At 67.0% G+C, this 26,661-nt stretch carries 27 protein-coding genes; 9 read left to right on the plus strand and 18 right to left on the minus strand.

What is annotated here, in order from left to right; all coding sequences use genetic code 11:
• Positions 1–36: 36 nt before the first annotated feature.
• On the plus strand, positions 37–876 hold the full coding sequence (locus tag M9978_RS06770; protein WP_254292249.1) for an oxygenase MpaB family protein: 840 nt from the start codon (positions 37–39) through the stop codon (positions 874–876).
• Here the strand turns inward: M9978_RS06770 and ychF are convergent.
• The 3 genes from ychF to M9978_RS06785 all read right to left on the minus strand — a co-directional run bounded on the left by ychF (position 873) and on the right by M9978_RS06785 (position 3,226).
• Entirely contained in the window at positions 873–1,973 is a 1,101-nt protein-coding gene (ychF, locus tag M9978_RS06775) for a redox-regulated ATPase YchF (protein ID WP_254292250.1), read from the minus strand. The two genes, M9978_RS06770 and ychF, sit on opposite strands and share 4 nt — an antisense overlap.
• Positions 1,974–2,092: 119 nt before the next feature.
• On the minus strand, positions 2,093–2,566 hold the full coding sequence (locus tag M9978_RS06780; protein ID WP_254292251.1) for a glycine zipper 2TM domain-containing protein: 474 nt from the start codon (positions 2,564–2,566) through the stop codon (positions 2,093–2,095).
• A 57-nt stretch (positions 2,567–2,623) separates the two neighbouring features.
• The gene (locus tag M9978_RS06785) at positions 2,624–3,226 is read right to left on the minus strand and encodes a TIGR02466 family protein (protein ID WP_254292492.1); all 603 of its coding nucleotides are present in this window, start codon (positions 3,224–3,226) and stop codon (positions 2,624–2,626) included.
• 160 nt (positions 3,227–3,386) lie between these two features.
• Here M9978_RS06785 and M9978_RS06790 point away from each other — a divergent pair, with 160 nt between their 5' ends.
• Positions 3,387–4,370: a transferrin-binding protein-like solute binding protein gene (locus M9978_RS06790; RefSeq protein WP_254292252.1), complete on the plus strand. Its 984-nt coding sequence runs from the start codon at positions 3,387–3,389 to the stop codon at positions 4,368–4,370.
• Positions 4,371–4,426: 56 nt separating this feature from the next.
• Here the strand turns inward: M9978_RS06790 and pth are convergent, their stop codons facing one another.
• From pth to M9978_RS06805, 3 genes are all read right to left on the minus strand, one after another.
• Positions 4,427–5,002: an aminoacyl-tRNA hydrolase gene (gene pth / locus M9978_RS06795; RefSeq protein ID WP_254292253.1), complete on the minus strand. Its 576-nt coding sequence runs from the start codon at positions 5,000–5,002 to the stop codon at positions 4,427–4,429.
• 170 nt (positions 5,003–5,172) lie between these two features.
• The gene (locus tag M9978_RS06800) at positions 5,173–5,880 is read right to left on the minus strand and encodes a 50S ribosomal protein L25/general stress protein Ctc (protein WP_254292254.1); all 708 of its coding nucleotides are present in this window, start codon (positions 5,878–5,880) and stop codon (positions 5,173–5,175) included.
• Between the two features lie 234 nt (positions 5,881–6,114).
• On the minus strand, positions 6,115–6,960 hold the full coding sequence (locus M9978_RS06805) for a TraB/GumN family protein (RefSeq protein WP_254292255.1): 846 nt from the start codon (positions 6,958–6,960) through the stop codon (positions 6,115–6,117).
• Positions 6,961–7,040: 80 nt separating this feature from the next.
• Between M9978_RS06805 and M9978_RS06810 the strand changes: the two genes are divergently transcribed.
• The 4 genes from M9978_RS06810 to M9978_RS06825 all read left to right on the plus strand — a co-directional run bounded on the left by M9978_RS06810 (position 7,041) and on the right by M9978_RS06825 (position 13,596).
• A complete protein-coding gene (locus M9978_RS06810) occupies positions 7,041–7,919 on the plus strand; it encodes a glycine--tRNA ligase subunit alpha (protein ID WP_254292256.1) in 879 nt (292 codons plus the stop codon).
• Entirely contained in the window at positions 7,916–10,204 is a 2,289-nt protein-coding gene (glyS, locus tag M9978_RS06815; protein ID WP_254292257.1) for a glycine--tRNA ligase subunit beta, read from the plus strand. Before M9978_RS06810 ends, glyS begins: the two co-directional genes overlap by 4 nt.
• Positions 10,205–10,375: 171 nt before the next feature.
• Complete coding sequence (ppdK, locus tag M9978_RS06820; RefSeq protein ID WP_254292258.1) at positions 10,376–13,054, plus strand: pyruvate, phosphate dikinase; 2,679 nt, start codon at positions 10,376–10,378, stop codon at positions 13,052–13,054.
• A gap of 50 nt (positions 13,055–13,104) precedes the next feature.
• On the plus strand, positions 13,105–13,596 hold the full coding sequence (locus M9978_RS06825; RefSeq protein ID WP_254292259.1) for a hypothetical protein: 492 nt from the start codon (positions 13,105–13,107) through the stop codon (positions 13,594–13,596).
• On the opposite strand, the gene M9978_RS06830 is transcribed toward M9978_RS06825, so the two are convergent.
• From M9978_RS06830 to M9978_RS06865, 8 genes are all read right to left on the minus strand, one after another.
• On the minus strand, positions 13,593–13,808 hold the full coding sequence (locus tag M9978_RS06830; protein WP_254292260.1) for a hypothetical protein: 216 nt from the start codon (positions 13,806–13,808) through the stop codon (positions 13,593–13,595). The genes M9978_RS06825 and M9978_RS06830 overlap by 4 nt on opposite strands.
• A gap of 68 nt (positions 13,809–13,876) precedes the next feature.
• Positions 13,877–14,875, minus strand: coding sequence for a type II secretion system F family protein (locus M9978_RS06835; protein ID WP_254292261.1), 999 nt, complete (start codon positions 14,873–14,875; stop codon positions 13,877–13,879).
• Positions 14,876–14,879: 4 nt separating this feature from the next.
• On the minus strand, positions 14,880–15,857 hold the full coding sequence (locus M9978_RS06840; protein ID WP_254292262.1) for a type II secretion system F family protein: 978 nt from the start codon (positions 15,855–15,857) through the stop codon (positions 14,880–14,882).
• 48 nt (positions 15,858–15,905) lie between these two features.
• Positions 15,906–17,195, minus strand: a complete 1,290-nt coding sequence (locus tag M9978_RS06845; protein ID WP_254292263.1) for a P-loop NTPase family protein — start codon at positions 17,193–17,195, stop codon at positions 15,906–15,908.
• A gap of 1 nt (position 17,196) precedes the next feature.
• Complete coding sequence (locus tag M9978_RS06850) at positions 17,197–17,826, minus strand: CpaD family pilus assembly protein (RefSeq protein WP_254292264.1); 630 nt, start codon at positions 17,824–17,826, stop codon at positions 17,197–17,199.
• Between the two features lie 20 nt (positions 17,827–17,846).
• On the minus strand, positions 17,847–19,484 hold the full coding sequence (locus M9978_RS06855) for a type II and III secretion system protein family protein (protein ID WP_436977168.1): 1,638 nt from the start codon (positions 19,482–19,484) through the stop codon (positions 17,847–17,849).
• A 40-nt stretch (positions 19,485–19,524) separates the two neighbouring features.
• On the minus strand, positions 19,525–20,553 hold the full coding sequence (cpaB, locus tag M9978_RS06860) for a Flp pilus assembly protein CpaB (protein WP_254292265.1): 1,029 nt from the start codon (positions 20,551–20,553) through the stop codon (positions 19,525–19,527).
• Between the two features lie 50 nt (positions 20,554–20,603).
• Entirely contained in the window at positions 20,604–21,074 is a 471-nt protein-coding gene (locus tag M9978_RS06865; protein WP_254292266.1) for an A24 family peptidase, read from the minus strand.
• Between the two features lie 50 nt (positions 21,075–21,124).
• Here M9978_RS06865 and M9978_RS06870 point away from each other — a divergent pair, with 50 nt between their 5' ends.
• Genes M9978_RS06870 through M9978_RS06880 form a run of 3 tightly spaced genes read left to right on the plus strand, consistent with a single transcriptional unit; the run spans position 21,125 to position 23,357 of the window.
• Complete coding sequence (locus tag M9978_RS06870; RefSeq protein ID WP_254292267.1) at positions 21,125–22,069, plus strand: alpha/beta hydrolase; 945 nt, start codon at positions 21,125–21,127, stop codon at positions 22,067–22,069.
• Positions 22,066–23,145 (plus strand): NAD(P)/FAD-dependent oxidoreductase, encoded by a 1,080-nt coding sequence (locus tag M9978_RS06875; protein ID WP_254292268.1) that lies wholly within the window; start codon positions 22,066–22,068, stop codon positions 23,143–23,145. The genes M9978_RS06870 and M9978_RS06875 overlap by 4 nt, the downstream gene beginning before the upstream one ends.
• Before the next feature lie 38 nt (positions 23,146–23,183).
• On the plus strand, positions 23,184–23,357 hold the full coding sequence (locus tag M9978_RS06880) for a YegP family protein (protein ID WP_254292269.1): 174 nt from the start codon (positions 23,184–23,186) through the stop codon (positions 23,355–23,357).
• A 3-nt stretch (positions 23,358–23,360) separates the two neighbouring features.
• On the opposite strand, the gene M9978_RS06885 is transcribed toward M9978_RS06880, so the two are convergent.
• The 4 genes from M9978_RS06885 to ispH form a co-directional block, all read right to left on the minus strand.
• Positions 23,361–24,170: a GDSL-type esterase/lipase family protein gene (locus M9978_RS06885; RefSeq protein ID WP_254292270.1), complete on the minus strand. Its 810-nt coding sequence runs from the start codon at positions 24,168–24,170 to the stop codon at positions 23,361–23,363.
• 79 nt (positions 24,171–24,249) lie between these two features.
• Entirely contained in the window at positions 24,250–24,690 is a 441-nt protein-coding gene (gene rnhA, locus M9978_RS06890) for a ribonuclease HI (RefSeq protein ID WP_254292271.1), read from the minus strand.
• A complete protein-coding gene (gene thrB, locus M9978_RS06895) occupies positions 24,687–25,646 on the minus strand; it encodes a homoserine kinase (protein ID WP_254292272.1) in 960 nt (319 codons plus the stop codon). Before thrB ends, rnhA begins: the two co-directional genes overlap by 4 nt.
• 4 nt (positions 25,647–25,650) lie before the next feature.
• On the minus strand, positions 25,651–26,580 hold the full coding sequence (gene ispH / locus M9978_RS06900) for a 4-hydroxy-3-methylbut-2-enyl diphosphate reductase (protein WP_254292273.1): 930 nt from the start codon (positions 26,578–26,580) through the stop codon (positions 25,651–25,653).
• Positions 26,581–26,661: the final 81 nt, after the last annotated feature.

The raw sequence follows: 26,661 nt of genomic DNA on the forward strand, positions 1-26,661 counted from the left end.
TGTTGAGCCGCGTTCGGCGGCTTACCTCAGCAAGCGATGCCGCCCCCCAATCCCGTCACCGCCGGTCTCCGCGCGCGCCTGATCGGCGTGGTGCGCAGCACGTTCAACGATCGGGCCAAGGGTGAGACGCCGGTCCAGCGCAGCGACGAGGCGCTGTTCCCGCGCGGCTCGGTCACCTGGCGCGTCAATGGCGACGTGACGACGATGATGGTTGGCGGGGTCGCCTCGCTGCTGCTGCAGATGCTGCATCCTGCCGTACTGGCGGGGGTGTGGGACCACAGCGCGTTCCGCACCGACATGCTCGGACGCCTGCGCCGCACCGCGCGCTTCATCGCTGAAACGACCTATGCCGAGCGCGCCATCGCGCAGGCTGCAATCGCCAAGGTGCGCGAGGTGCATGAGCGAGTCGGCGGCACGCTGCCCGACGGCACACCTTATCGCGCCGACGATCCCGCGCTGCTCGCCTGGGTGCATGTGACCGAGATGTGGAGCTTCCTCGCCGCCTGGCAGCGCTATGGCGTGCCGATCTCGCGCGAAGAGGAGGACGTCTATTATGCCGAAACCGCCCGGATCGCCGAAGCGCTCGGCGCCGATCCGGTCCCGCGCAGCAAGGCGGAGGCCGAAACACTGATCGCCGCGATGCGCCCGCAACTGCTGGCCGATGCCCGCACGCGCGAGGTGGCGCATTTCGTGCTCAACCAGCGCCCGCCGAGCCTCGCTGTCGCGCCCGCACAGGCCGCGATCTTCGCGGCGGCGGTCGATCTGTTGCCCGACTGGGCGCGCGAGCTGCACGGGCTGAAACGTCCGCCCGCGACGCCGCTGGTCCGCGGCTCCACGCTGGCGATCGCCAGGACGTTCCGCTGGGCGTTCGGCTAGACGTTGAAGCGGAACAGCATCACGTCGCCGTCCTGAACGACATATTCCTTGCCTTCGGAGCGCAGCTTGCCGTTGTCGCGCGCACCGGTTTCGCCGTTGAACTTTATATAGTCGTCGAACGCGATCGTCTCGGCACGGATGAAGCCGCGTTCGAAATCGGTGTGGATCTCGCCGGCCGCCTGCGGGGCCTTGGCGCCGACATGCGTGGTCCAGGCGCGTGCTTCCTTTGGCCCTACGGTGAAGAAGGTGAGCAAATGGAGCAGCGAATAGCCGGCGCGGATCACGCGCGCGAGGCCGGTTTCCTCCAGCCCCAGCTCGCCGAGGAACTCGCCGCGCTCGTCGGCCGGCATGGTCGCGATCTCGGCCTCGATCGCGGCGGATACGACGACGGCCTCGGCGCCCTCGGCCCTGGCCTTCTCGAACACGCGCGCCGAGAATTCATTGCCGTTGGCGGCGTCTTCCTCGTTGACGTTGCAGACATAGAGGACGGGCTTGGCGGTGATCAGCTGCGCCTGCGCGAACAGCCGCGCTTCCTCGATGTCCTTGGGCTCGACCAGCCGCGCCGGCTTGCCCTGGCGCAGCAGGTCGAGCGCCTGGCCCAGCACCGATGCGGCGATCTTCGCCTCCTTGTCGCCCTGCGCCGCCTTTTTCTGGAGGTTGGGCACGCGCTTTTCGAGCGATTCGAGGTCGGAGAGCATCAGTTCGGTCTCGACCGTTTCGGCGTCGGCGATCGGGTCGACCTTGTTGTCGACATGCTGGATGTCGTCATTTTCGAAGCAACGCAGGACGTGGACGATCGCGTCGACCTCGCGAATGTTGCCGAGGAACTGGTTGCCCAGACCCTCGCCCTTGCTCGCGCCGCGCACGAGACCGGCGATGTCGACGAAGCCGAGCTGAGTCTCGATGATCTTGGCGGAATTGGCGATCTTGGCCAGCGCCTGCAAGCGGTCGTCGGGTACCGCAACGTTGCCGACATTCGGCTCGATCGTGCAGAACGGATAATTCGCCGCCTGCGCCGCAGCGGTCTCGGTCAGCGCGTTGAAAAGCGTCGATTTGCCGACATTCGGCAGGCCGACGATGCCGCAGCGAAAGCCCATTTCTGTGGTCCTGTGGTCCGGGAAAGGCGTCCCGATAGGGCGGACCGCGGGAAATTGCCAGCCATGAAGAAGCCCGCCGGTCGCGAAACCGGCGGGCTCTCCTTCAAGCTATCGACCGGTCAGCGGCAGCGCACGTTGCCGCGGTCGATCTCGCGGCCGAGCACTGCGCCGCCGGCGCCGCCCAGGATCACGCCGAGCAGGTCACCGCCGCCGATCGCGCCGCCCAGGATGCCGCCCAGCGCCGCACCGACGACGAGGCCCGTGGTGCCGTCGCCGCGGCGGCAATAATAGCGCCCGTCACGACCGCGATAAATCTGGTCCTGACGGCTCAGGCGGCGCTCGCGGTAGCTGCCGCTGCGATAGCTGCGCGAGGCGTCCCACTCGCGCTGGTCGCCGCGCCAGCGATAGTCACGGTCGCGATACTCGCTGCGGTCGCGCCAGCGCCGCTCGCGCCGCTCGTTATACTCCCGGTCGCGCTGCGCCTCACGCTCGGCCCAGGTGGACTGCGCCTGCGCTTCGCCCGACAGGACCGGCGCGGTCGCGACCGGCACCGCCATCGCGAGCGCCAACAGTGCGGTGATTCCTTTACGCATCATCATTCTCCCGAAACTGGGAATGAATCGGTTCACATGCGCAATGGTTCCTTGGAATCAGCGATAGTTGAAGCTGATGCTGATGCGCTCGCCCTTGCCGGCATGCGGCGTGACTTCGTGCCGCAGCCAGCTTTCCCATAGAAAGATGCCGCCCGGCGCGGGCTGCGCATAGATGAAGGTTTGCAGCTCTTCCGGCGCGTCGGGGCGGCGGGGCGGGGCGGCCATCAGCAGCGGCAGGCGCGGGTCCTCGAGCTTGAGCGCGCCGGCCCGGGGTGGCACCTCGACATAGATGGTGCCCGAAACCACGCTGTGGGGATGGATATGGCCGCTATGCGTGCCGCCGGGTTTAAGGATGTTGACCCACAGGCTGTCGAGTTTGAGCTTGCGTCCGCCCAGGTCGAACGCACAGGCGTCGGCGAAGCGGGCGACGTCTTTGTTCAGGTGCCGGACGAGATCCGCGAAGCGCGGGTCGCGCGCGGGCAGGTCGTCGAGCGAGGCATAGGAGGTGTAGCCGCGATAGCCATGCGCCTTCGACCAGGCGCGTCCGGCGCGGTCCTGCTCGGCGAGGTCGCGGCAGGCGTCGGCCAGTTCCGCCAGCAATGCCGCGTCGTCCAGCGCGGTTTCGGAAAAGCGGGTGGCGAACAGCGTGCGGATGGTCATAAGGCCGAACAGCATGCGCGCATCCGCGATGCAAGCACGGGGTTTCGTTTCCTGCGCGACCACGCTACCGCATGCCGCAGTCCGTTGAGCGGCGAGCCCGTTCATCTGCGGTAAAGGCGCCGGGCGCCTTGCAGGACAAGACGTAACAGGAGTTGCATGTATGATTCGCCGTTCCGCCATTATCGCCAGCGCCGTCGCCGTGCTGGCCGTTGCCGGATGCAATAATGGGGACGACGCGACGCCGACTCCGACCCCCACGCCGACACCGACGCCGACCGCTTCGTCGACGCCGACCTATTCCGCCTTCCCGCTGAGCGGTGCGGCCGAGCTGTTCTCGGTCAGCGCGGCGATGAGCTATACCGGCGATGTCGCCGGTCCGGTCACGCTGGGCGTCGCCGGCACCGACAGCTTCTCCAACCGCGTGCGCTTCGCGTTGCAGAGCACCGTCACGACGGCGCAGACGGCCGAGACCGTGGTACGCGAGAATACCGAGGAATCGCGCTTCACCGGCGCCGACCTGCTCACCGCACCGGCCGCGGGCGTCACCGAATATGTCTATCGCGAGACCACCGCGCCGACCACGGCGGGCGCCTTCTACCAGCTCGACCTGCTCAACAACACGGTCTCCGGATCGGTGACGAGCGATGCGGCGCTGGCGCTGACTCGGTCGACCTATGGCGGCTGGTGGCGTGGCGACAGCACCGCTGGCGCCAAGCGCGTGACCTATGCGACGATGGGCTATCCCACCGTCGCGACCGACATGCCGACCACCGGCACGGTGACCTATACGGTGCGCGTGGTCGGCCGTTCGGTCGTCTCGCCGGCAGCGGGCGCGAGCTCGGTCGACAAGCTGAGCGGCACCGCGACGCTGACGATCAACTACGCCACTGGCCTCGTGAACCTGTCGATGACGCTCAACCGCGGCGCGACCGCTTACGGCACCTTCACCGGCACGGGCGCGATCGCGGCGGGCAACAACCAGTTCACCGGCAGCTTCGGCACCAGCAGCACCGCGGGCGGCACCTTCCAGGGTCTCGCCTATGGTCCGGCGGCGGCCGAGATCGGCATCACCTTCGCGATCAGCGGCGCGGTGACCGGCGGCGACAGCCGTGCGGTCGGCGTGGTGATCGGCAAGAAGAGCTGATCCGCACCGCAAATCGAACAGCGAGGGGCCGGGCGGCGACGTCCGGCCCTTTTCGTTCAGGGGATCGCCTGCAACCGCAGCGCCACGTCGTTCATGAAGCGCGTGTCGTCGCCCTTCGCCAGCCACTCGGCCTCGGCGGCAATCGCGCCGAGCAGATCGGACAGCGGCTCGATCTCGCTCTTGGCGTAGTTGCCCAGCACCCAGCCGGTGACGCGCTCCTTGTGCCCGGGATGGCCGATGCCGATGCGCACGCGGCGAAAGTCCGCGCCGACATGGCTAATCGCGCTGCGGATGCCATTCTGCCCCGCCGCGCCGCCGCCGCGCTTCACCTTGACCTTGAACGGCGCGAGGTCGAGCTCGTCATGGAAGACGGTGACGTCGTCGATGCTCAGCTTGTAGAAATCGAGCGCAGCGCGGATCGAACGCCCGCTCTCGTTCATGAAGGTGCCGGGCTTGAGCAGCAACACCTTGGCGCCGCCGACGCGGCCCTCCTGCACCCAGCCCTGGAATTTCTTCGCGGGCGGCGTGAAGCCATGCACCTCGGCGATCGCGTCGGCCGCCATGAAGCCGACATTGTGCCGGTTCATCGCATATTGCGCGCCCGGATTGCCGAGGCCGACCCACAGTTGCATGTCATTTCCCGTTGGCCGCACCGGCCCGCTCCCCCACCCGGCCACCCACGCCAGTATATTCTATGGGTGGCCGGGTGGGGGAGCGGGCCGGTGCCGCGACCCTTCAATAAAAAACGCCCCCGCACCGGGGTGCGGAGGCGTCTAATCGATCCCCGGATAGGGTGAAAGGCTTACTCGGCGTCGGTCGGACCAGCGGTCTCGGCCGGTGCGGCCTCGTCAGCCGGGGTATCGCCCTCGGCCGCGGCTTCGCCCTCGCCAGCTTCAGCCGCTGCTTCGGCTTCGGCGGCTTCGGCTTCCTCGGCCTTCAGCGCTGCCGGAGCAGCGATGGTGGCGATGGTGAAGTCGCGGTCGGTGATCGCGCTCTCGACGCCCTTGGGCAGGGTCACGGCCGAGATGTGCACCGAGCCGCCCAGGTCGAGACCGGCGAGCGAAACGGTGATCTCGCTCGGGATGTGCGCGGCGTCGCACACGATGTCGAGGTCGTGACGGACGATGTTGAGCACGCCGCCCTTTTCGAGGCCCGGCGAAGCGTCTTCATCGGCGAACATCACCGGCACCGCGACGGTGACCTTGGCGTGCTCCGAGATGCGGAGGAAGTCGATATGGACCGGACGGTCGGTGACGACGTCGAGCGCCACGTCCTTGGCCAGCGTGCGGATCGCCTTGCCACCCGCGCCCTCGATCATGATGACCGAGTTCATGAAGTGGCCGGTGTTCAACGCCTTGACGAGCGCGCGCTCCTCGAGGTGGATACCCAGCGGTTCCTGCTTGTTGCCGTAGATCACGGCGGGGACGCGGCCTTCACGACGAAGCGCCCGGGAGGCTCCCTTGCCAACCCGGTCGCGCGTCTCGGCCGACAGCGTAAGCGTGTCGCTCATGTGTCGTTCCTATGCGCTAAATGGTTCAATTCCCGATCAGGCCTCCAGGGATGACCCTGACCGGAAGCGCGCGCCTATAGGGGAGGGGGCTGCAAGAGGCAAGCAAATCCTCCCCCGCCAGGGGGAGGTGGCGCCGAAGGCGACGGAGGGGGGAGGATTCCAAACTTCCGTTGGGCTTCCGCCCCCTCCGACACGCTGCGCGTGCCACCTCCCCCTGGCGGGGGAGGATCAGGGCTAATAAGCCACCCGTTCGACCTTCAGCCCCTTTTCGGTCAGCAGCTCCTGCACGCTGCCCTTGCCGGCGAGGTGCCCGGCGCCGACCGCCATGAACACCGTGCCGGGCTGTTGCATGCGCCGCTGTACCCAGTCGGCCCAGCGCGCGTTGCGGCGGGCGATCAGCGCTTCGCCGATCTCGGGCGAGGCGGCCATGGCGCGGTTCATCTCGGCGCCGACAGTCTCCGCGTCGCCCGATCCCCAGGCTTCGACGAAGCGCTGGGTGCGGGCCGCGGTTTCGGGCAATTCCTTGACCGTCGCATCAAGCATCGCGCTCTGCGCCGCGCCGGACAGGCCGTCGAACAGCATCAACTGGCTGCGCGCGGTTTCGAGCGCATGCACCGGCTTGTCGGCGCTTTCGGCCGCCTCGTGCAGCGTCGCCTCGACTCCGGCATCGGCGCCATAGCCGGCCTTGGTCACCGCCAGCCGCGACAAGGTGAGCGCCGCCAGCCACGGCTCCTGCTTGTCGATCGCGCCTTTCGGCATGCCGAGCTGCTGCGCCGCCGCATCGACTTCGGCGGGGAAGGGCGGGCCGCCGCGCGTGCCCAGTTGCGCCGCCAGCGCCGAAATCGCCGCCGGGTCGGGCCGGGCGATCTCCATCACCAGCTCGTCGCTCACCTCGAACGCTTCGCTGATCCCGTCGTCGAACCAGTGGGTGCGCGGTTTCAGCACATGGACGGTGCCGAACAGATAGATCGTGGTGTCCTCGTCCTTGACCACCCACAGCGCCGGATCGGCCTCGTGCCCGAACAGCGAACAGCCGGTCAGGGAGAACGCGGCAGCTAGAGCTAAGAACCTTCGGACCATGACCTTAACCACAAGCCCATCACCCACGCCGCGTCAACCGTAGTTGACCCATAACCCCCGTTTCGCCAAAGCCTCGCGCCATGACCACGCCGCTCAGCTTTCAGGGCATGATCCTCAAGCTCCATGACTATTGGAGCCAGCGGGGCTGCCTGATCCTCCAGCCCTATGACATGCGCATGGGCGCGGGGACGTTCCACACCGCGACGACGCTGCGCGCGCTCGGGCCGGATCCGTGGAACGCGGCGTTCGTCCAGCCGTGCCGCCGCCCGACCGACGGGCGCTATGGCGAGAACCCCAACCGGCTCCAGCATTATTACCAGTATCAGGTGATCCTGAAGCCTTCGCCGCCGGACCTGCAGGAGTTGTATCTGGGTTCGCTGGCCGCGATCGGCATCGATTTCACCAGGCACGACATCCGCTTCGTCGAGGACGATTGGGAAAGCCCGACGCTCGGCGCCTGGGGGCTTGGCTGGGAAGTGTGGTGCGACGGGATGGAAGTGACCCAGTTCACCTATTTCCAGCAGATGGGCGGGTTCGACTGCAAGCCGGTGTCGGGCGAACTAACCTATGGCCTCGAACGCCTCGCCATGTACATCCAGAACAAGGACAGCGTGTACGACCTCGCGTTCAACGATCCGGGCAACGGGGTCGGCTTCACCTATGGCGACGTGTTCCACGAGAACGAGGTCCAGATGTCGACCTGGAACTTCGAGGTCGCGGATACCGACACCCTGTTCGACGCGTTCAGGAAGGCCGCGGCCGAATGCGAGAACTGCCTCTCCCACGGCCTGCCGATCCCGGCCTATGAACAGGCGATCGAGGCGAGCCACATCTTCAACCTGTTGCAGGCGCGCGGCGTGATCTCGGTCGCCGAGCGGCAGGCCTATATCGGCCGCGTGCGCGATCTAGCCAAGGGCAGCTGCGCGGCCTGGATGGAAAAGAACGGGTGGGCGGCGTGAGCGATTTCCTCCTTGAACTCCGCTCCGAAGAAATCCCTGCGCGGATGCAGGACAAAGCGCGCGAGGATCTCGCGCGGTTGTTCGCCGCCGAACTGGACAAGGCGGGCCTCAAGGCGGCCGAACTGGTCACCTACGCCACCCCGCGCCGCCTGACCCTGATCGCGCGCGACCTGCCCGCGCAGACGCAGGCGGTGAGCGAGGAGACGAAGGGCCCGCGCGTCGGCGCGCCGCCACAGGCGCTCGAAGGTTTTCTGCGCAAGGCGGGGCTGACGCAGGACCAGCTGGTCGAGCGCGACGGCGTGTATTTCGCGGTGATCGACAAGCCCGGCCGCGCCACCGCCGAAGTGCTGGCGCAAGCTATCCCCGCAATCGTCCGCGCCTTTCCCTGGCCGAAATCGATGCGCTGGGGCGAAGCCTCGGCCAGCACCGAAAGCCAGCGCTGGGTCCGCCCGCTGCAAGGCATCGTCGCGCTGTTCGGTGACGATGTGGTGCCGTGCGAGGTCGCGGGCGTCGCGTCGGGCGCCGCGACGGTCGGCCACCGTTTTCACCACCCCGGCATCATCACCATCGGCAGCGCCTCCGACTATGTCGAGAAATTGCGCGCCTGCCATGTCGTGGTCGATCAGGCCGAGCGCCGCAACATCATCGCGCTCGGCGCCAAGATGGCCGCGAACAAGGCCGGGCTGACGCTGATCGAGGACGAAGGGCTGCTGATCGAGAATGCCGGCCTCACCGAATGGCCGGTGCCGCTGCTCGGCCGTTTCGACGAAGCGTTCCTCGACGTTCCGCCCGAGGTGATCCAGCTGACGGCGCGCGTGAACCAGAAATATTTCGTGTGCAACGATGCGAACGGGCGGTTAGCGAATGCCTTCGTCTGCACCGCGAACATCGACGCGGCGGATGGCGGCGCGAAGATCGTCGAGGGCAACCAGAAGGTGCTGGCGGCGCGACTGAGCGATGCACGGTTCTTCTATGAGACCGACCTGAAAGTGCCGCTCGAGGAACAGGCCAAGAAGCTCGAGAAGATCGTCTTCCACGAGAAGCTGGGCACGGTCGCCGACAAGGTCGAGCGCGTTGCGAAGCTCGCCCGCTGGCTGGTCGAGGAGGGGATCGTTGCGGGTTCAAGTCCTGCCGGGGCTACCAGCCTCGCGGACCAGGCCGAACGTGCCGCGCGCCTCGCCAAGGCCGACCTCGTTACCGGCATGGTCGGCGAGTTCCCCGAGCTGCAAGGCCTGATGGGCGGCTATTACGCCGCCGCGCAGGGCGAGGACCCCGCCGTCGCCGAAGCGATCCGCGATCACTACAAGCCGGTCGGGCAGGGCGATAAAGTACCGACCGCGCCGGTGACGGTGGCGGTGTCGCTGGCAGATAAGCTGGATACGCTCACGGGTTTCTTCCTGATTGATCAGCAGCCTAGTGGCTCACGCGATCCCTACGCGCTCCGCAGAGCTGCGCTCGCAATCGCGACTTTGCAGACTACGGGATCGCTACGGATGCCGTTGCTACCTATTTTCGCAAATGCCATCATTGGTTACGCTGAAACTGCGATCAATTGGGGTCAACGGTCGCTGCCTGAAGCGCAGCGTCAAACAGCGAATCTCAACCGATGGACCGCAGTCCAGCAATTTGCGACGCAGACGGGATACGTGGGCCAAATACCGCAGCCGAGCATTGACGACGCCGGCATTAAAGCGGCGCACTCTTTGGCAATGGCAGTTCGGTTCGAGACGCCGGGCACGATGTTGGCGAAAATTCGTTCACTGATCGAGTTCATGAGTGACCGCCTCAAGGTCCAGCAACGCGAAGCCGGCGTCCGCCACGACCTGATCGACGCGGTGTTCGCGCTCGGTGGCGAGGACGATCTCGTCCGCCTGCTCGCCCGCGTCCATGCGCTTCAGGCCTTCATGGCCACCGACGACGGCGCCAACCTGCTCGCCGGTTACAAGCGCGCCGCGAACATCCTCAAGAAGGAGGGGTACGCCACCCCAGACGAAGCGGGCGCGGTGGGAGAAAAACCACTTTCCTACACCCCCGAAACCGAGGAAGCTGCCCTCATCGCCGCGCTCGACGCCGCCGCGCCCAAAGCGCAGTCGGCCATCGATGCGGAGGATTTCGAAGGCGCGATGGCGGCACTGGCAACCCTCCGCGCGCCGATCGACGCGTTCTTTGACAAGGTGACCGTGAACGACTCCAGCGCGGCGAAGCGCGAAGCCCGCCTCGCGCTGCTCGCCCGGATGCGTGACGCCGTTCATCGCGTGGCGGATTTCAGCCGGATCGAGGGCTGAGCCGGCTCGCGTTGGATGTCGTGACCTTTGGGACTTTTCGACTGGCCGCCGATTGCAGGCGGCCAAGCAAATCTAAACCCTGACAACGGCGGACACCCCCTTTCGCCTTGTTCGCACCTGCGGTAGGGCGCGGCCCAAGCCGCGGGCGCGCGGGGGACGGAAGGGGTTCTAATGACTCGATATGTTTACCGCTTCGGCGGCGGTGTCTCGGACGGCGGACAGGGCGACAAGAACCTGCTGGGCGGCAAGGGCGCCAACCTCGACGGCATGGCCGGCATCGGCCTGCCGGTACCCCCGGGCTTCACCATCTCGACCCCGGTCTGCGCGCTCTATTACGAACAGGGCGAGAGCTTCCCCGACAGCCTCAAGGCCGAAGTCGCGACCGGCATCGCGCATATCGAATCCGTGACCGACAAGAAGTTCGGCGACGCCGCCGACCCGCTGCTGGTGTCGGTGCGCTCGGGCGCCCGCGTGTCGATGCCCGGCATGATGGACACCGTCCTCAACCTCGGTCTCAACGACGACACCGTCGTCGGTCTCGCCACCGTCAGCGGCGACGAGCGCTTCGCCTGGGACAGCTATCGCCGCTTCATCCAGATGTATTCGGACGTCGTGCTCGAACTCGACCATGGCCGGTTCGAGGAAGCGCTCGAGATCGCCAAGGAAGACAAGGGCTATAACCTCGATACCGAACTGACCGCCGCCGACTGGCACGCGCTGGTCGCCGAGTACAAGGCGATCGTCGTCGAATTGTGGGGCAAGCCGTTCCCGCAGGATGTGCATGACCAGCTGTGGGGCGCGGTCGGCGCGGTGTTCGGCTCCTGGCAGTCGGAGCGCGCGAAGGTCTATCGCCGCCTCAACGACATCCCGGGCGACTGGGGCACCGCGGTCAACGTCCAGGCGATGGTGTTCGGCAATATGGGCGACACCTCGGCCACCGGCGTCGCCTTCACCCGCGACCCGGCGACCGGCGAGAACGCCTATTATGGCGAGTTCCTGATCAACGCGCAGGGCGAGGACGTCGTCGCCGGCATCCGCACGCCGCAGTACCTGACGCTCGCCGCGCGCGAGCGGGCAGGGGCCAAGCCCGCCTCGATGGAAGAGGCGATGCCCGAGGTCTATGGCCAGCTCGCCGACGTGTTCGACCTGCTCGAGCGGCATTACCGCGACATGCAGGACATCGAGTTCACCGTCGAGCGCGGCAAATTGTGGATGCTCCAGACCCGGTCGGGCAAGCGCACCGCCAAGGCCGCGCTCAAGATCGCGGTCGACATGGCGAGCGAAGGCCTGATCACGCAGGAGGAGGCGATCGCCCGCGTTGATCCCTCCGCGCTCGATCAGCTGCTCCACCCGACGCTCGATCCGAACGCGCCGCGCGACGTGCTGACCAAGGGCCTGCCGGCCTCGCCCGGCGCCGCTTCGGGCTATGCGGTGTTCGACAGCGACACCGCCGAGAAGCGCGCCAACAATGGCGATTCGGTGATTCTCGTCCGCGTCGAGACCTCGCCGGAGGACATTCACGGCATGCATGCGGCGCGCGGCATTCTTACGGCGCGCGGCGGCATGACCAGCCACGCGGCGGTCGTCGCTCGCGGCATGGGCCGTCCGTGCGTGTCGGGCGCGGGGACGCTTTCGATCAACGCCAAGGAAGGCGTGATGCGCGTCGGCCAGCGCGAGGTGAAGGAGGGCGACCTCATCACCATCGACGGTTCGACCGGCGAAGTGATGATCGGCGAAGTGCCGACGATCCAGCCCGAGCTGGCCGGTGATTTCGGCACGCTGATGGTGTGGGCCGACAAGGTCCGCCGCCTCAAGGTGCGCACCAATGCCGAGACCCCGCTCGACTGTCGCACGGCGCGCGAATTCGGCGCGGAGGGCATTGGCCTGTGCCGCACCGAGCATATGTTCTTCGACGCGGCGCGGATCACCGCGGTGCGCCAGATGATCCTCGCCGACAGCGAGGCCGGCCGCCGCGCCGCGCTCGACAAGCTGCTGCCCGAGCAGCGCAAGGATTTCACCGAGATTTTCGAGGTGATGGCGGGCCTGCCCTGCACGATCCGCCTGCTCGATCCGCCGCTGCACGAATTCCTGCCGCATGAGGAAGCCGAGTTCGAGGAAGTGGCGAAGGCCGCCGATCTCGACGTCGAGACGCTGCGCCGCCGCGCGGCCGAGCTGCATGAGTTCAACCCGATGCTCGGCCATCGCGGCTGCCGCCTCGGCGTGACCTATCCCGAAATCTACGAGATGCAGGCCCGCGCGATCTTCGAGGCGGCATGCGACGTCGCCGAGAAGTCGGGCGCGGCGCCGGTGCCCGAGGTGATGATCCCGCTGGTCGCGACCAAGCGCGAGCTGGAGCTGATGAAGGCGGTGGTCGACAAGGCCGCGCAGGCGGTGTTCGCCGAGAAGGGCCGGACGATCGAATATCTCGTCGGCACGATGATCGAGCTGCCACGTGCCGCGCTCCGGGCGGGTGAGATCGCCGAGGCAGGGGCGTTCTTCTCGTTCGGCACCAACGATCTGACGCAGACCACGCTGGGCGTCAGCCGCGACGATGCCGGCCGCTTCCTGACGACTTATGTGGAAAAGGGCATCTATGCCCGCGACCCGTTCGTCAGCATCGATGTCGAGGGCGTCGGTGAACTGATCCAGATCGCCGCCGAGCGCGGCCGGGCGACGCGGCCCGACATCAAGCTCGGCATCTGCGGCGAGCATGGCGGTGACCCGGCGTCGATCGCCTTCTGCGAGAGCATCGGCCTCGATTACGTCTCGGCCTCGCCCTATCGCGTGCCGATCGCCCGGCTCGCTGCGGCCCAAGCGGCGTTGGCGGCTTCGGCGCTGAAGGCCAAGTGATCGGCGCGGCGGCGATCGTGCTTGCGGTTGCCGCCGTTCCGGCGCGTGAGATGAGTGCGATCGAACGGCTCAATGCCGAATTGCTTGCCAGCCCGACCGCGACCGCGGTGCTCGAACGGCGCTGCGCGGCGCTGGGGCTGGCCGATCCGCCGCGGGTCCATGCGGAAGTGAAGCGCGGACGCGTGCCGGCGAGCGCCTCACCATCGCGGACGCGGCTCGGCGTCGGCAAGGACGAGGTGCTGGGCTACCGCCGCGTCCGGCTGATGTGCGGGGCGACTGTCCTCTCGGAAGCGATCAACTGGTATGTCGCGAGCCGGCTGACGCCGGAGATGAACGCCGCGCTGGACGGTGGGGATACGCCGTTCGGCCGGGTGATCCTGCCGCTGCGGCCGTATCGGCGCACGCTGTCGGTCTGGACGGCCCGGCCTGGCCGGGTGAGCGCGAGCGGCGACGTCATACGGCACCGCGCGCTGGTGTTCGACGGGGCAGGGCGGCCGCTCGCCGAGGTGGTCGAACGCTACAAGCGTGTGCTGGTCGATTAATCTTCGGGCGGCGTCTCATCGCCGCCGCCATCGCGCTCGCTTTCGAGCTGCCGGATGCGGTCGCGCGCCTTGACCAGCGCCTTTTCCATTTCCTTGCGGTATTTGGCGATGATCACTTCGCGCTCGCGGAATCGCTTCTGCCATTTGCGGCCGGCGTTGCTGTAGATGTCGCCGAGCAGCCAGCCGACCGCCAGCGCAGCGATGACAAGCAACCATCCGAGAGGCGAGGTGAACGGCATCGAAACCCTATTGCCGCAGAATCCGGGGCTTAGCCAGCGACTTACCCGGTCATCAGCGCGTCGTTGATCGAGCAGGCCGCGGGGCCGAGGATCACGACGAACAGCACCGGCAGGATGAACAAGATCAGCGGCACGGTCATGATCGCAGGCAGGCGCGCGGCCTTTTCCTCGGCGCGCATCATGCGCTCGTTGCGGAATTCGGCCGACAGCACGCGCAGCGCCGACGCCAGCGGCGTGCCGTATTTTTCCGTTTGAATCATGGTGGTTACGACGCCGCGGACCGAATCGAGATCAATGCGCATGGCCATATTTTCAAACGCCATGCGGCGGTCGGTGAGGAAGCCGAGCTCGATCGCGGTGAGCGAGAATTCCTCGCCCAGCTCGGGATAGGCCTTGCCCAATTCCTTCGACACGCGCGCGAATGCGGCATCGACGGTGAGTCCCGCTTCGGCACAAATGACGAGCAGGTCGAGCGCGTCCGGGATGCCCTTGCGGATCGCCGAGCTGCGCTTCTGGATCTTGTTCTTGAGGTACAGGTCAGGCGCCTTGTAGCTCAGGATGAAGGTGCCCGCGACGAGGCCATAGGCCTTGAGCGGGGTCCAGTCGGAGAACATCTCGGTCCCGTAGACGAGGAACAACGCCGTTCCGCCGAGCACGATCGGCAATACCAGCCGGCCGAAGATGACAGCGACGGCATATTCCTTCGAGCGGATGCCGGCCTGGAGCAGCTTGAGCTGCGCGTCCTTGACCTGGCTTTCCTGCAGCACCTTGAGCGAGGACAGGAACGAGCGGATGCGGTCGGTCGTCTCGTTCTTCTGGACGAGCTTCGCGCGGCGCTTGCTGGTCGAGGCGGTGATGCCGGCCTTGAGCTGTTCGCGGCGGTCCTGCAACGCCTTGACGCGCTTCGCCATCGGGTCGCGCACCGAAGTCGCGGCATAGATCGCGACGATCACGCAGAATGCGGCGACACCGGCCAGCAGCGTGCCGACGAACAGCACGTCGACGCCGAGGAGAGTAGGGCCTTCGGGGTTGGTCAGCATCGCATCAGATCTCGAAATTGATCATCTTGGCCATGATGAAGGCGCCGATGGCCATCCACACGATGCCGCCGCCGCCAGCCACCATCAGCCGCTCGTCGATGAAGAAATTCTGCATGTACGAGCCGTTGATGAACCAGATCAGCCCGAACACGATGAACGGCAGCGCGCCGATGATGTAGGCCGATGCCTTCGATTCTGACGACATCGCCTTGATCTTGAGCTTCATCTGCGAGCGCTTGCGCAACACTTCGGCGAGGTTGGCGAGCGTTTCGGCGAGGTTGCCGCCGGTCTCGCGCTGGATCGCGATGGTGATGACGAAGAACTGGAATTCGGGCGTGCCGAGCCGGTCGGCGGTTTCCTGCAACGCCTGGTCGAGCGTGCGGCCGATCTTCATCTTGTCGGTGATCGAGCGGAATTCCTCGCCGACCGGGCCATCGACCTCGGCGCCGACCACGCCCATCGTCTCGGTGATCGGCAGGCCCGAGCGCAGGCCGCGAACGAGCAGTTCGATCGCGTCGGGGAATTTCTTGGTGAAGTCCGCGATGCGCTTGTTGATGAAGAAGCTGACCATCATGTGCGGGAGGCCCGCGCCGATGAACACGCCGACGAGCAGCGCGAGCAGGAACGGCAGGCCCTGCAGGGCGAGCAGGCCGGTGATCACGACGGTCAGCCCGAGCGTGACCATGCCATATTGGCCGACGGTCCACGGCTTTCCGGTCATCGCCAGCCGCTTGCCGAGCTGCGCCGGGTTGGGCAGCAGGCGTGCCGCGGCCCGGTCCATGTTGCTGCCGCCGCGGTTGGAGATCTTGCGGATCTGCGCCTCGACCGCGCCCGCGCCGACGACGCCGGCATGGCGGTCGCGCAACGACGTAAGGCGCCGCGACCCCGCCGCATTTGCCGAAGGACCGGCAAAGGCGAGGATCATCAGCGCCAGCACCAGGAAGGTGCCTCCGGACAGCAGGATCAGCGGCAAAGGTTCCATGCCGTGCTTCGACTCCAAACGCGGGACGGCCGGGATGCGGCCGCCGGTTTACTGTTTCTTCGGCAGCTTCAGGTTGAGCTTGGCGAACAGCGACATGCCCCGGCCGGCGGCGTCCGCCTTGGCCTTGGCCTTGCTCTTTTCCTTGCCCTCCTCACCGGCGTCGGTGAGCGCCACGACCTTCTCGGCGATCTCGGCCAGCGGGGCGAGGCCCTTCACGGCCTTGCCCGCTTCCGCGAGCGGCTTGCCGAGCTTGGCGGCCTGCACCGCGGTCTTCGGATCATAGGGCAGGACGTAATCGATGCGGCGCTCGATCGAGCCCTCGAAGTCCTTGCGGCTGATTTCGAGCACGCCGCTCGCGGGAACGCGGTTGGCGACCACGATCACCGTCGTGTGCGGTGCGTTGGACTTGAACCAGCTGAGGATGCGGATCGTGTCGCGCGCCGCGGCTAGCGTCAGTTCGGTGACCAGCACGGCTACCTGCACATCGGTGATGAGGTGCGGATAGTTGACCAGCATCGTGCGCGGCAGATCGATCACGGTGCATTCGAACGCGCCGCGAATTTCTTCCTGAAGCTGGAAGAAGGCCGCGCCGTCGGTCATCACCGGCGAGTTGATCGGCGCTTCGGCGGAGAGCACCGCGAGCTTGTCCGACGCCTTGACCATCGCACGTTCGATGAACAGCCCGTCGATGCGGCTCGGATTCTCGATCGCGTCGGTCAGGCCGCGGCCGGGTTCGAGGTCGAGCGCCAGCGCGCCGGTGCCGAAATGCACGTCGAGGTCGAGCAGCGCCGTGGTGCGGCCGCCCTTGTCGCTGGTCAGCCAGGCGAGCGAGGTCGCGATGGTCGATGCGCCGACGCCGCCGCGCGTGCCGATCACCGCGACCGCGCAATGCGGGCGTTCGGCGGAGGGATCGGCGCTGCCCTTGGGCGCGTTCAGCGTGGCATAGGCATGCGTGAAGGCTTCGCGCAGCATGTCCGGGTTGAGCGGCTTGAGCAGATAGTCCTGAATGCCCGACGCGACGAGGTCGCGGTAGAGGCGGACGTCGTTGACCTGGCCCGCCGCGATCACGACCGTGCCCGGCTCGCACACTTCGGCGAGCGCGTTGATGTCGTTGAGCGGGTCGCCGGATTCGGACAGGTCGACGAACAGCACGTTGGGGCTGGCCGAGACCGAGAGCGTCTGCACGGCATTGCGCAGCCCGCCCTTGTTGACCTTTTCGGGGTTCCAGCCCTGCTCGATGGCGATCGGGCGCAGCGCTTCGGCCGTCGTCTCGTCGCAGACGAAGGCGATGAACGGCTCGCGGTGCGCGGCACGGGGAGGATTGAAAGGCGCGTTCATATCAGTTTCCACCCCCGCCGGTCTTGGCTTCCTTGAGGCCGCCCGCGCCGCTGGCCGGAGCCTTGCGCAGCGCGTCGATGGCCTTGTAGTTCGTCTGCGGATCGACCGTCTCGGCGCCGGGCTGGCCGCGCACCAGATCCTCCGGACGCGCGACCATCGCCGCGAGATTCGAGTTCGAGGCGCAGCCGAAGTTGGACGAGGTGCTCGCCTCGAACTCGGTGCCGCCCATGCGCGAATAGTTGGGGCAGCCCGGGACGCTGGCCTTCATGCGGCTGACGATCACGCGGACCATGCCCGGCTGGATCGCGCCCGCGGTGACCGGGGCGGGATCGGAGAGCAGGATGCCATAGCGGCCGGCTTCGGCGGCGACCTGGCGGCGGGCGGTGCCGTTCGACGGATCGTCGACATAGACGCGGTCGCCATAAGCGAGGCGGAGCGAGCCGAGCCAGCCGGCGACGCGCTGCATCTCGCCGGGCGAGAGCGCGCTGCCATCGGTCGCGGCATCGAACACATAGTCGGTGCGCTGGACGACCGGCTGGTTGACCGATTCGATGCTGCGATTGGCCGGGCCGCATGCCGCGAGCGAGGCGGAGAGCCCCGTCAGCAGCAGCATGGTGTTACGCTTGAACATGTGCGCCACTCCTCTCGCGATCAGTTGAAGCCGAAGCCGGGAGCGGCCGAGGCCGAACCCTTCTTGCGCTTGGTGTCCTTGGCCGCCGGCTGGACCGGCAGCGCCGGGGTGGCGAGCGGCTGTTGCGGCTGCGGGGCCGGGGCCTGCTGCGGCTCGGGCGTCAGCGGCGAGGCCGCGCCGACCGAAGGCTCGCCGCCCGAGGGTGCGGCCATGCGCGGCTTGGGCCGGTCGAGGCCGGTCTTGCCGCCGCCGAGTTCGCCGAGGAACACGCGCTCGAGATCGGTCGGCGCCTTGTAGCCATCGGTCGGCAGCACGACTTCGTTCGCGTTGACCGGCTTCACCAGATACGGCGTCACCACGATCACCAGTTCGGTCTCGCCGCGCTGGAACGCGTTCGAGCGGAACAGCGCGCCCAGCACCGGCACGTCGCCGAGGCCCGGGGTCTTGTCGATCGAATTGTCGTGCGTGTTCTGCAGCAGCCCGGCGATCACGAAGCTCTGGCCCGAGCCGAGCTCGACCGTCGTCTCCGCGCGGCGGGTCGAGATGCCCGGAACGATCGTCCCGCCCATCTGCACGCCGTTCTGATAGTTGAGCTGCGACACTTCGGGCCGGACGCGCAGCGAGATGCGGCCGTCCGACAGCACCGTCGGGGTGTAAGCGAGGCTGACGCCGAACTGCTTGTACTCGACCGAAATCGCGCCGAGGCCCTGGCTGATCGGGATCGGAATCTCGCCGCCCGCCAGGAAGGTGCTGGTCTCGCCCGACAGCGCGGTCAGGTTCGGGTTGGTCAGCGTCGTGACCTGACCGATCCGCTCGCCCAGATCGAGCGCCGACAGCACGTCGAGCCCGAGCAGCTTGCCCGCGAAGTTGAGCGCGTTGCCCGTCGTCGGGCGGTTGAACTGGTAGGTGCTGCCCGTGCCCGGCAGGACGAAGTCGCCGCGCGCAGGGTCGAACGGCAGCGTCAGCGAACCGGCCGGCAGGCCGAAGCGCGACGAGGCGTCGAGCCGCGGCAGGTTGGACAGGTCGGGCGTGCCGATCGTGCCCGGAAGGCGCTGGCCGCTCGACAGGCCGAACTGGAAGCCGCCAGTGGTGTCGCGCGTCATCAGGTTGACGCCGATATTCTTGACGAAGTTGCGGCTCACCTCGGCGAAGCGCACCTGCAGATTGACCTGCAGCGGCGTCGCGGTCTTGAGGCGCGAGAGCACCTTGGTGTCGGTGCCGACGAACGCCTGGACGAGACGCTCGGCCTCGGCGGCATCCTCGGGCGCGGCGACGGTGCCGGTGAGCAGGATCAGCCCGTTCATCGGCGTCGCGGTGATCTGCGCTTCGGGCATCGCGATGCCCAGCATCGACTGGACGCTGTCGAAGTTGTTGCCGATGCGGACTGTGGCCGAATAGATCACCTTGCCCGACTTGGTCGTCGCATAGACCGTGGTCTCACCCGGCTTCTTGCCGAACACCCAGAGCTGGGTGGGCGAGCGGACCTGGACATCGGCGATCGACGGATCGGCGACGAAGATGTCCGACATCGGCGCGTTCAGCGTGATCATGCGGCCGCGGCCGGTGGCGATCTGCACCATGCTGCGTGGTGCCGCTTCGACGGTCTGTGCGAGCGCGGGCATCGGCACGGCGATGGTCATACCAACCATCGCGGCCATGGCCAGCGGTGCGCCCAGCGTTTTCCCCCTCAAACGCATGTCAGTCCTTTCCACCAACGGGAACAACGGTCACGCTGTTGCCCCGTGCAATCTTGACGATCGGCCCTTCCGGCTTCGCACCGGTACCGCCGGGATAATTTCCATCAGGCGAGCCGCCCGAACCCGCGCGGTCGTCGCGCGGCTTGCCGGGCACCGTGCTGCGCTGGAAGCGCGACACGTCAGCGCCGGTCGACATCGTCGATCCGCCCTCGGCGGGGCGCGAAGCGACGCGTGCCAGCACGGCCTTTTCTTCCTTGGGATCGCTCGGCATCGTGACCTCGCCCGCGGCGATCGCCGCTTCGAGTTCACCCTGATTGTCGGCGATCGAGCGCAGCGACAGCGAGAGCGAGCCGATGGTCTGTGCGACCGCGATCTTCTCGGCGATGCGCGGCGTCGCCTCGACCGTGACGGTCGAATAGGTGGTGACGACCGTGTTGCCGGCCTCGTCCTGCTGCTTGTCGGTCTTCTGGTCGGTGGCGAGCACGCGCAGGTTGCGCAGCACGGTCTCGGACGCTTTCAGCGGAGGCCCGTCGCCGCCGCCGGCGACCGACTGGGTGAGGATGAGATCGACCCGGTCGCCCGGGAAGACGAAGCCCGCGACCGCACTCTGAGCCGAAACCGGCACCGTGACGGCGCGCATGCCGGCGCCGAGCGCGGCGGCGAGGAAGCCGCGGTCGCCAGGCTTGACGATCGCGCCCTGAGTCAGCGGCTGGCCGGCCGGAATATTGAAACGGACGACGGTGCCCTGAAGCGATTTCAGGTCGGTACCCTCACGCTTGAAATAGGCGCCCTCGATCAGATCCTTGGGCCATGGGATGAACTTGATCGACTCCGGGCCGAGGATGGTACCGACGGGCAGCGCCTTGGTCGCGACCAGCACCTCGACGCCTTCGACGGCGACGGGGCCTTGCCCGCCCTGCGCTTCGGCGACCGGGGCCGGGGTCCCGACCATCAGCGTGCGCGCCATGAACGCGGTGATCGCCGCGACAATCAGCGCGCCAACCAGCAGAATGATCTTCCGTCCATCCATGACGTTACAGGCCTTTCAAGTCTCGACCGGGTTTCCCCGGCGTTAATCATTCACATGAACTGGTTAAAAATCGGTTCGCGAAGCATGAGCAGCGCGGCGATGGCGATGGCGATGCCATATGGCACCTCCGGCTGGGCGCTTTGCCGCCGCAGCCATTTGTCGATCAGCATGAGCAAGGTGATCGCGCCGCCGGCGAGCGACATGACGATCAGCATCGTCACGAGCTGGCCGAACGGGAACCACAAAGCGAGCGCGGCGATCATCTTGACGTCGCCGCCGCCCATCAGCCCGAAGTGGAATGCTGCCGCAAACACCGCCAGCACCGCCAGCGCGATACCGAGCTGAAGCACGATGTCGGGCCAGACGGCCAGGCCGTTGGCGATCCAGAACGGCACCGCGAGCAGCGCGATGGCGGCGTTCTTCCAATTGGCGATCTCGCGGGTGCGTGCGTCTTCGATGCCAGCCGAAACCAGCAGCAGTCCCAGCAGGACCAGAAGCGCAATGGACCCAATTTCCCCCATACCCAGCTAATGCCTAGACGGATGGGCTTTCCAAAACGTAACCAGCGCAAATGTCGGCTTCACCATTTGACCGCCGCGCCATCCCCGAGGGGGCGCATGTCAGCACATTGCCCGCGCGCGACGGCTGGCAATTGCGGTGCTTCGACTGGCCGGCGGCGGGGTCGCCGCGCGGCTCGATCCTGTTCCAGGGCGGGCGCGGCGATATCTTCGAGAAATATCTGGAGACATTCGCGCACTGGCATGGGCAGGGCTGGACGATCACGTCGTTCGACTGGCGCGGGCAGGGCGGATCGGGCCGGCTGAGCAAGGCGGCGAACTGCGGACATATCGAGGATTTCGCCAGCTATATCGGCGACTTCCACGATTTCGCACGCGACTGGCAGGCGGCGACGCCGGGGCCGCATGTCGTCATCGGTCATTCGATGGGCGGGCATCTGGTGCTGCGCGCGCTGGTCGAGCGCGCGGTGCGGCCGGAGGCCGCGGTGCTGATCGCGCCGATGCTGGGGCTGAAGTCGCCATTTGGCGCAGCGCTGGGCGAACGCTTCGCGCGGCTGCTGGGCGGGCTCGGCAATCCGGCGCGGCCGGCGTGGAAGACCAACGAGCGGCCCTATACCACCGACACGCGCGAATCGCTGCTGACGCATGACCATGACCGCTATTCGGACGAATTGTGGTGGCAGCAGACCAACCCCGGCAACGTCACCGGGCCGCCAAGCTGGAAGTGGCTGATCGAAGCGTTCCGCTCGACTCGCGAGCTGCGCGACACGCCGGCGCTGGCGGGTATGAACGTGCCGGTGCTGGCGCTGATCGCCGAGATCGATGGACTGGTCGATGCCAGGGCCGCGCTCGCCACGGTCGCTAGGCTGCCCGATGCGCGGATCGTTCGCTTCGGCGAGGAGAGTGCGCACGAGATACTGCGCGAAGGTGATGCGGTGCGGAACCGCGCGCTCGGCGAGATCGACGGCTTTCTCGACGCGAGGGCGCCGCGCCGGTGAGTCGCTACGATATCGCCATTGCCGGAGCGGGCATCGCGGGCGCGAGCCTGGCGGCCGAGCTGGCGCCGCATGCGCGCGTGCTGATCCTCGAGATGGAGGCGCAGCCGGGCTACCACTCAACCGGGCGTTCGGCTGCCTTCTGGTCGGAAACCTATGGCGGGCCGCTGATCCAGCCGCTGACTACGGCGTCGGAACCGGGCCTCGCGCCGTTTCTGGAGCCGTTGGGCTCGCTTCACATCGGTCGCATGGAAGAAGCGGCGAAGATCGAAGGCTTCCTCGCGGAATTCGAGGGCAGCGGGGTCGAACTGACGGCATGCGACCCGCGCGAGCGAATCACTGGCTTGCGCGACGAATGGGCGTTGGCGGTGTGGGAGCCGAGCTGCGCCTATATCGATGTCGGCGGGCTGCATCAGGATTGTCTGGCGCGCGCCAGGCGGGCGGGGGCGGCGCTGGTGACCTCGGCCGAACTGCGCAGCGCGGCGCGGGTCGACGGGCGCTGGAAACTGGGCACCGCGGCGGGCGATTTCGAAGCGGACGTGCTGGTCGATGCGGCGGGGGCATGGGCCGATGCGGTCGCGCTGCATGCCGGGGTGAAGCCTATCGGCATCCAGCCCTACCGCCGCACGATCATGCAGCTGCGCACCGAGCCGGCGGCGCCGGTGGGGCTGCCGCATGTCGGCCACATCGCCGGCACCTTCTACTTCAAGCCCGAGGGCGACCGGCTGTGGCTGAGTCCGCATGACGAGATTCCGTCGCCGCCGTGCGATGCCCAGCCCGAGGAGATCGACGTGGCGATCGCGATCGACCGCTTCGAGGCGGTGGTCGACTGGCGCGTCGCCGGGCTCGACCGCAAATGGGCGGGACTGCGCAGCTTCGCGCCCGACCGGCTTCCGGTTTATGGCTTCGACGCGGATGCGCCGGGTTTCTTCTGGTGCGCGGGGCAGGGCGGGTTCGGGATCCAAACCGCGCCGGCTGCGGCCAAGCTGGCCGCGGCGATGCTGCTTGGAACGGCACCCGATCCGCTCGTCGCGTCAATCGATCCGGATGCCTATTCGGCCACTCGCCTGCGCCGCTGATCTGCGTTAGTTTCGCCTTCGCAACCGAGGAGAGACTTATGGCGCACAAGTTCGTGATCGAGCAGAACAAGGCCGGCGAGTATGTCGCCAAGTTCAAGTACAACGCCGAGACGATCTTCTGGACCGAGGGCTATTCGAGCAAGGCGTCGGCCAAGAATGCGATCGAATCGATTCTGAAGAACGGTCCCGGCGCGGCGGTCGAGGAGGGCTGAGGCTCAGCCCAGCACGCGGGCCACGACCTCGCGGGCGATCGGCGACATGACCGCATAGCCCGCGGCGTCGGGATGAACGCCATCATAGGTAAGCTCGGGCTTCATCGCGCCGGCGGGCGTGGCGAGCGCGGCACCATAGTCGACGAACTCGATCGCTTCGCGCTCGGCGACCTTGCCCAGCCGCGCATTGAGTTCGGCGATGATCGGCGCGGGTTCGATACTCGCAAGCCAGGCGAACGCATCCGCCGGCGGCGCGGCGGCGAGGATCACGCGGATGCCGTTCGCCCTGGCGAGCGTGACCATCGCGGCGATATTGCCCTCGATCATGTCCATCGTCGTCGGGCCGGTATTGCCGGCGATATCGTTGGTGCCGCCCATGATGTGGACCGCGCGCGGCGCGAGCGCGAGGACGTCGGCGGGGAAGCGCACCAGCATCTGCGGCGTCGTCTGCCCGCTGATCCCGCGATTGATCCAGCCGCGCTGGAAGAAGCGCCTGTCGCCGAGCGACCACGCCTCGGTGATCGAATCGCCCATGAAGACGATCTGGCGGTCGGTTTGCGGCAGCGCCTTCAACCGCAAATTGTCGGCATGGTAGCGGCAGAGATCGGCCCAGTCGGTCTTGCGGGCCTCCAGATAGGATTCCTTGTACGCAGTGGCCGCCGCGATGCCCTCGGGCGTCGGGGACGGTAGGGTCGTGCGGTCCGGCGCGTAGAGTTGTTCGCGATAGGCTTCGAGTTCGGGCGGGATCGGGATCGGCGGCGGGCAGAAGCCGCCACCCTGAACGGCAGGCTCCGAAACAGAATCGCCCGGCATCGCATCTCCTTTCGCTTACGCGAGATGGCTGCCAGAAGTTGATTTTTGAATCAACAAAGATGCGGATGATGGAAGGCGGTCAGTGCCTCAGCGCGGCGTCGCTGGCGAGCTGGTCGGCGCGTTCATTGTCCGGGTGACCAGCATGGCCCTTGACCCACAGCCATTCGATGCGGTGCGGCGCGGCGGCCTCGAGCAGCGCCATCCACAGATCGGCGTTCTTGACCGGCTTCTTGTCCGCGGTCTTCCAGCCGTTGCGCTGCCAACCTTTGATCCACTTGGTCAGCCCGTCCATGACATAGCGGCTGTCGGTCGACAGCTTCACGCGGCACGGCTTCTTGAGCGCCTTCAGCCCTTCGATCGCGGCCATCAGCTCCATGCGGTTGTTGGTCGTGTGCGCTTCTCCGCCGGACATTTCCTTCTCGGTCGTGCCCATGCGTAGCAGCACACCCCAGCCGCCGCGCCCGGGATTGCCCTTGCACGCGCCGTCCGTCGCGATCTCGACCAGCGGCATTTCGGTCATGTGCTGTGCTTCACCAGATCGGGGGCGTAGTGTTTGAGGCGGCGGACATAGGCGAGCGGGTCTTTGCGCATCACCAGTGCGTCCGCCGGCGTGTTGAGCCAGTCCCAGGCGCGCGACAGCGCGAAGCGGATGCAGGCACCGGCGGCGAGGGTGGGGAATTGCGCCTGCTCGACGTCGGTCAGCGGAAAGCGGCTGGAATAGCCGCGGATCAGCGCATCGCCGACAGCGGCGTCGTAGCTGCGGCCGGTGGCGTCGAAGCTCCACGCGCTGTGCATGACGGCGAGGTCGTAAACGCGGATGTCGGTGCAGGCGAAATAGAAGTCGATCAGGCCGGTGACATCATCGCCGAGCATCAGGACATTGTCGGGGAAGAGATCGGCGTGGATCGCGCAGCGGTCGAACGCGTCGCCGGGCCAGTTGGCGGTGACATGCTCGATCGCGTGAGCGAGATCGTCATGCAGGCCGGGCGCGATCTGGTTGAGGCTGTGGCCGCATTTCTCGAACAAGGGCCGCCAGGTATCGACGCCCATCGAATTGGGGCGGTCGAGCGTGAAGTCGGCGACCGCAGCGTGCATGTCCGCCATCGCGATGGCGGCGGCCTCGGCTTGCGCTGGCGTGGGATGCGACAGCGAGACGCCGGAGAGGAATTTGATCAGGCAGGCCGGACGGCCTTCCAGTTCCTGAATCTCGACGCCGCGCCGGTCCTTGATCGCCGGGGGAACGGCGAGGCCCTTGTCCGCGAGGTGATCGAGCAGGCCCATGAAATAGGGCAGTTCTTCGGCATTCACGCGCTTTTCGTAGAGCGTCAGGATGAAGCGGCCGCGCGTCGTCTCGACGAGATAGTTGGAGTTCTCCACCCCCTCCGCGATGCCCTTCGCTGAAACGAGCTCGCCGACATCATAGCGTGCGAGAAACTCGCCGAGCGCTTCGGCGGAAACCTGCGTGTAGACGGCCATCGCTTCAGGCCGCTTCCAAACCGCGGGGGAGCTTGAACACCAGATTTTCCTGCGCGGTCTCTACCTGACGTTCGCTGACCTCGAAGCGCGTGGCGATGCGGTCGATGACCTCGCGGACCAGCACTTCCGGGGCCGAAGCGCCTGCCGTGATGCCGAGCGTACCGACGCCCCACAGCCAGTCGAAATCGAGATCGTCGGCGCGCTGGATCAGCTTGGCGGTCGTCCCCTCGCGTTCGGCGACCTCGACGAGGCGCAGCGAGTTGGACGAGTTGGGGGCGCCGATGACGAGAACGAGGTCGCACGACTGCGCGATCGCGCGCACCGCAGCCTGACGGTTCGAGGTCGCGTAGCAGATGTCGTCGGCCTTGGGCGCGACGATCTCCGGGAAACGGCGCTGGAGGATGTTGAGGATCGACGCGGTGTCATCGACCGAGAGCGTGGTCTGGGTGAGGAAGGCGAGGTTGGCGGGGTCGGCGACCTCGATCGCTTCGGCGTCGGCCTCGGTCTCGATCAGCGTCATGTCGCCTTCCGGCACCTGCCCGAAGGTGCCGATGACCTCGGGATGGCCCTTGTGACCGATGAACAATATGTGGCGGCCGGCCGCGACGAGGCGCTCGGCCTGACGGTGGACCTTCGACACGAGCGGGCAGGTGGCGTCGAGATAGGCGAGGCCGCGGTCCTGCGCGGCGGCGGGGACTGATTTGGGCACGCCATGCGCGCTGAACACGACGGGCAGGCCGTCGGGCACTTCGTCCAGCTCCTTGACGAAGATCGCGCCCTTGGCCTTGAGCGTGTCCACGACATATTTGTTGTGGACGATCTCGTGCCGGACATAGACCGGGGCGCCGTGGAGTTCGATCGCCCGCTCGACGATCTGGATCGCGCGGTCGACGCCGGCGCAGAAGCCGCGGGGGGCGGCGATCAGCAATTCCATGAAGGGCTTTTCGCCAGAGTTCGACGCGGTGTCCATATCGGCGCGGCTCTACGCGATTGCTTGCGCGGGCGAAAGGCGGTT

The sequence above is a fragment of the Sphingomonas tagetis genome, assembly GCF_024211275.1.
Classification (GTDB): Bacteria; Pseudomonadota; Alphaproteobacteria; order Sphingomonadales; family Sphingomonadaceae; genus Sphingomonas; species Sphingomonas tagetis.

Excerpts from the sequence above, each read along its gene's own strand:
- M9978_RS06770 (WP_254292249.1), top strand. The coding sequence starts at position 37 with ATGCCGCCCCCCAATCCCGTCACCGCCGGTCTCCGCGCGCGCCTGATC.
- ychF (WP_254292250.1), bottom strand. The coding sequence starts at position 1,973 with ATGGGCTTTCGCTGCGGCATCGTCGGCCTGCCGAATGTCGGCAAATCG.
- M9978_RS06780 (WP_254292251.1), bottom strand. The coding sequence starts at position 2,566 with ATGCGTAAAGGAATCACCGCACTGTTGGCGCTCGCGATGGCGGTGCCG.
- M9978_RS06785 (WP_254292492.1), bottom strand. The coding sequence starts at position 3,226 with ATGACCATCCGCACGCTGTTCGCCACCCGCTTTTCCGAAACCGCGCTG.
- M9978_RS06790 (WP_254292252.1), top strand. The coding sequence starts at position 3,387 with ATGATTCGCCGTTCCGCCATTATCGCCAGCGCCGTCGCCGTGCTGGCC.
- pth (WP_254292253.1), bottom strand. The coding sequence starts at position 5,002 with ATGCAACTGTGGGTCGGCCTCGGCAATCCGGGCGCGCAATATGCGATG.
- M9978_RS06800 (WP_254292254.1), bottom strand. The coding sequence starts at position 5,880 with ATGAGCGACACGCTTACGCTGTCGGCCGAGACGCGCGACCGGGTTGGC.
- M9978_RS06805 (WP_254292255.1), bottom strand. The coding sequence starts at position 6,960 with ATGGTCCGAAGGTTCTTAGCTCTAGCTGCCGCGTTCTCCCTGACCGGC.
- M9978_RS06810 (WP_254292256.1), top strand. The coding sequence starts at position 7,041 with ATGACCACGCCGCTCAGCTTTCAGGGCATGATCCTCAAGCTCCATGAC.
- ppdK (WP_254292258.1), top strand. The coding sequence starts at position 10,376 with ATGACTCGATATGTTTACCGCTTCGGCGGCGGTGTCTCGGACGGCGGA.
- M9978_RS06825 (WP_254292259.1), top strand. The coding sequence starts at position 13,105 with ATGAGTGCGATCGAACGGCTCAATGCCGAATTGCTTGCCAGCCCGACC.
- M9978_RS06835 (WP_254292261.1), bottom strand. The coding sequence starts at position 14,875 with ATGCTGACCAACCCCGAAGGCCCTACTCTCCTCGGCGTCGACGTGCTG.
- M9978_RS06840 (WP_254292262.1), bottom strand. The coding sequence starts at position 15,857 with ATGGAACCTTTGCCGCTGATCCTGCTGTCCGGAGGCACCTTCCTGGTG.
- M9978_RS06845 (WP_254292263.1), bottom strand. The coding sequence starts at position 17,195 with ATGAACGCGCCTTTCAATCCTCCCCGTGCCGCGCACCGCGAGCCGTTC.
- M9978_RS06850 (WP_254292264.1), bottom strand. The coding sequence starts at position 17,826 with ATGTTCAAGCGTAACACCATGCTGCTGCTGACGGGGCTCTCCGCCTCG.
- M9978_RS06855 (WP_436977168.1), bottom strand. The coding sequence starts at position 19,484 with ATGGCCGCGATGGTTGGTATGACCATCGCCGTGCCGATGCCCGCGCTC.
- cpaB (WP_254292265.1), bottom strand. The coding sequence starts at position 20,553 with ATGGATGGACGGAAGATCATTCTGCTGGTTGGCGCGCTGATTGTCGCG.
- M9978_RS06865 (WP_254292266.1), bottom strand. The coding sequence starts at position 21,074 with ATGGGGGAAATTGGGTCCATTGCGCTTCTGGTCCTGCTGGGACTGCTG.
- M9978_RS06870 (WP_254292267.1), top strand. The coding sequence starts at position 21,125 with ATGTCGGCTTCACCATTTGACCGCCGCGCCATCCCCGAGGGGGCGCAT.
- M9978_RS06880 (WP_254292269.1), top strand. The coding sequence starts at position 23,184 with ATGGCGCACAAGTTCGTGATCGAGCAGAACAAGGCCGGCGAGTATGTC.
- M9978_RS06885 (WP_254292270.1), bottom strand. The coding sequence starts at position 24,170 with ATGCCGGGCGATTCTGTTTCGGAGCCTGCCGTTCAGGGTGGCGGCTTC.
- rnhA (WP_254292271.1), bottom strand. The coding sequence starts at position 24,690 with ATGACCGAAATGCCGCTGGTCGAGATCGCGACGGACGGCGCGTGCAAG.
- thrB (WP_254292272.1), bottom strand. The coding sequence starts at position 25,646 with ATGGCCGTCTACACGCAGGTTTCCGCCGAAGCGCTCGGCGAGTTTCTC.
- ispH (WP_254292273.1), bottom strand. The coding sequence starts at position 26,580 with ATGGAATTGCTGATCGCCGCCCCCCGCGGCTTCTGCGCCGGCGTCGAC.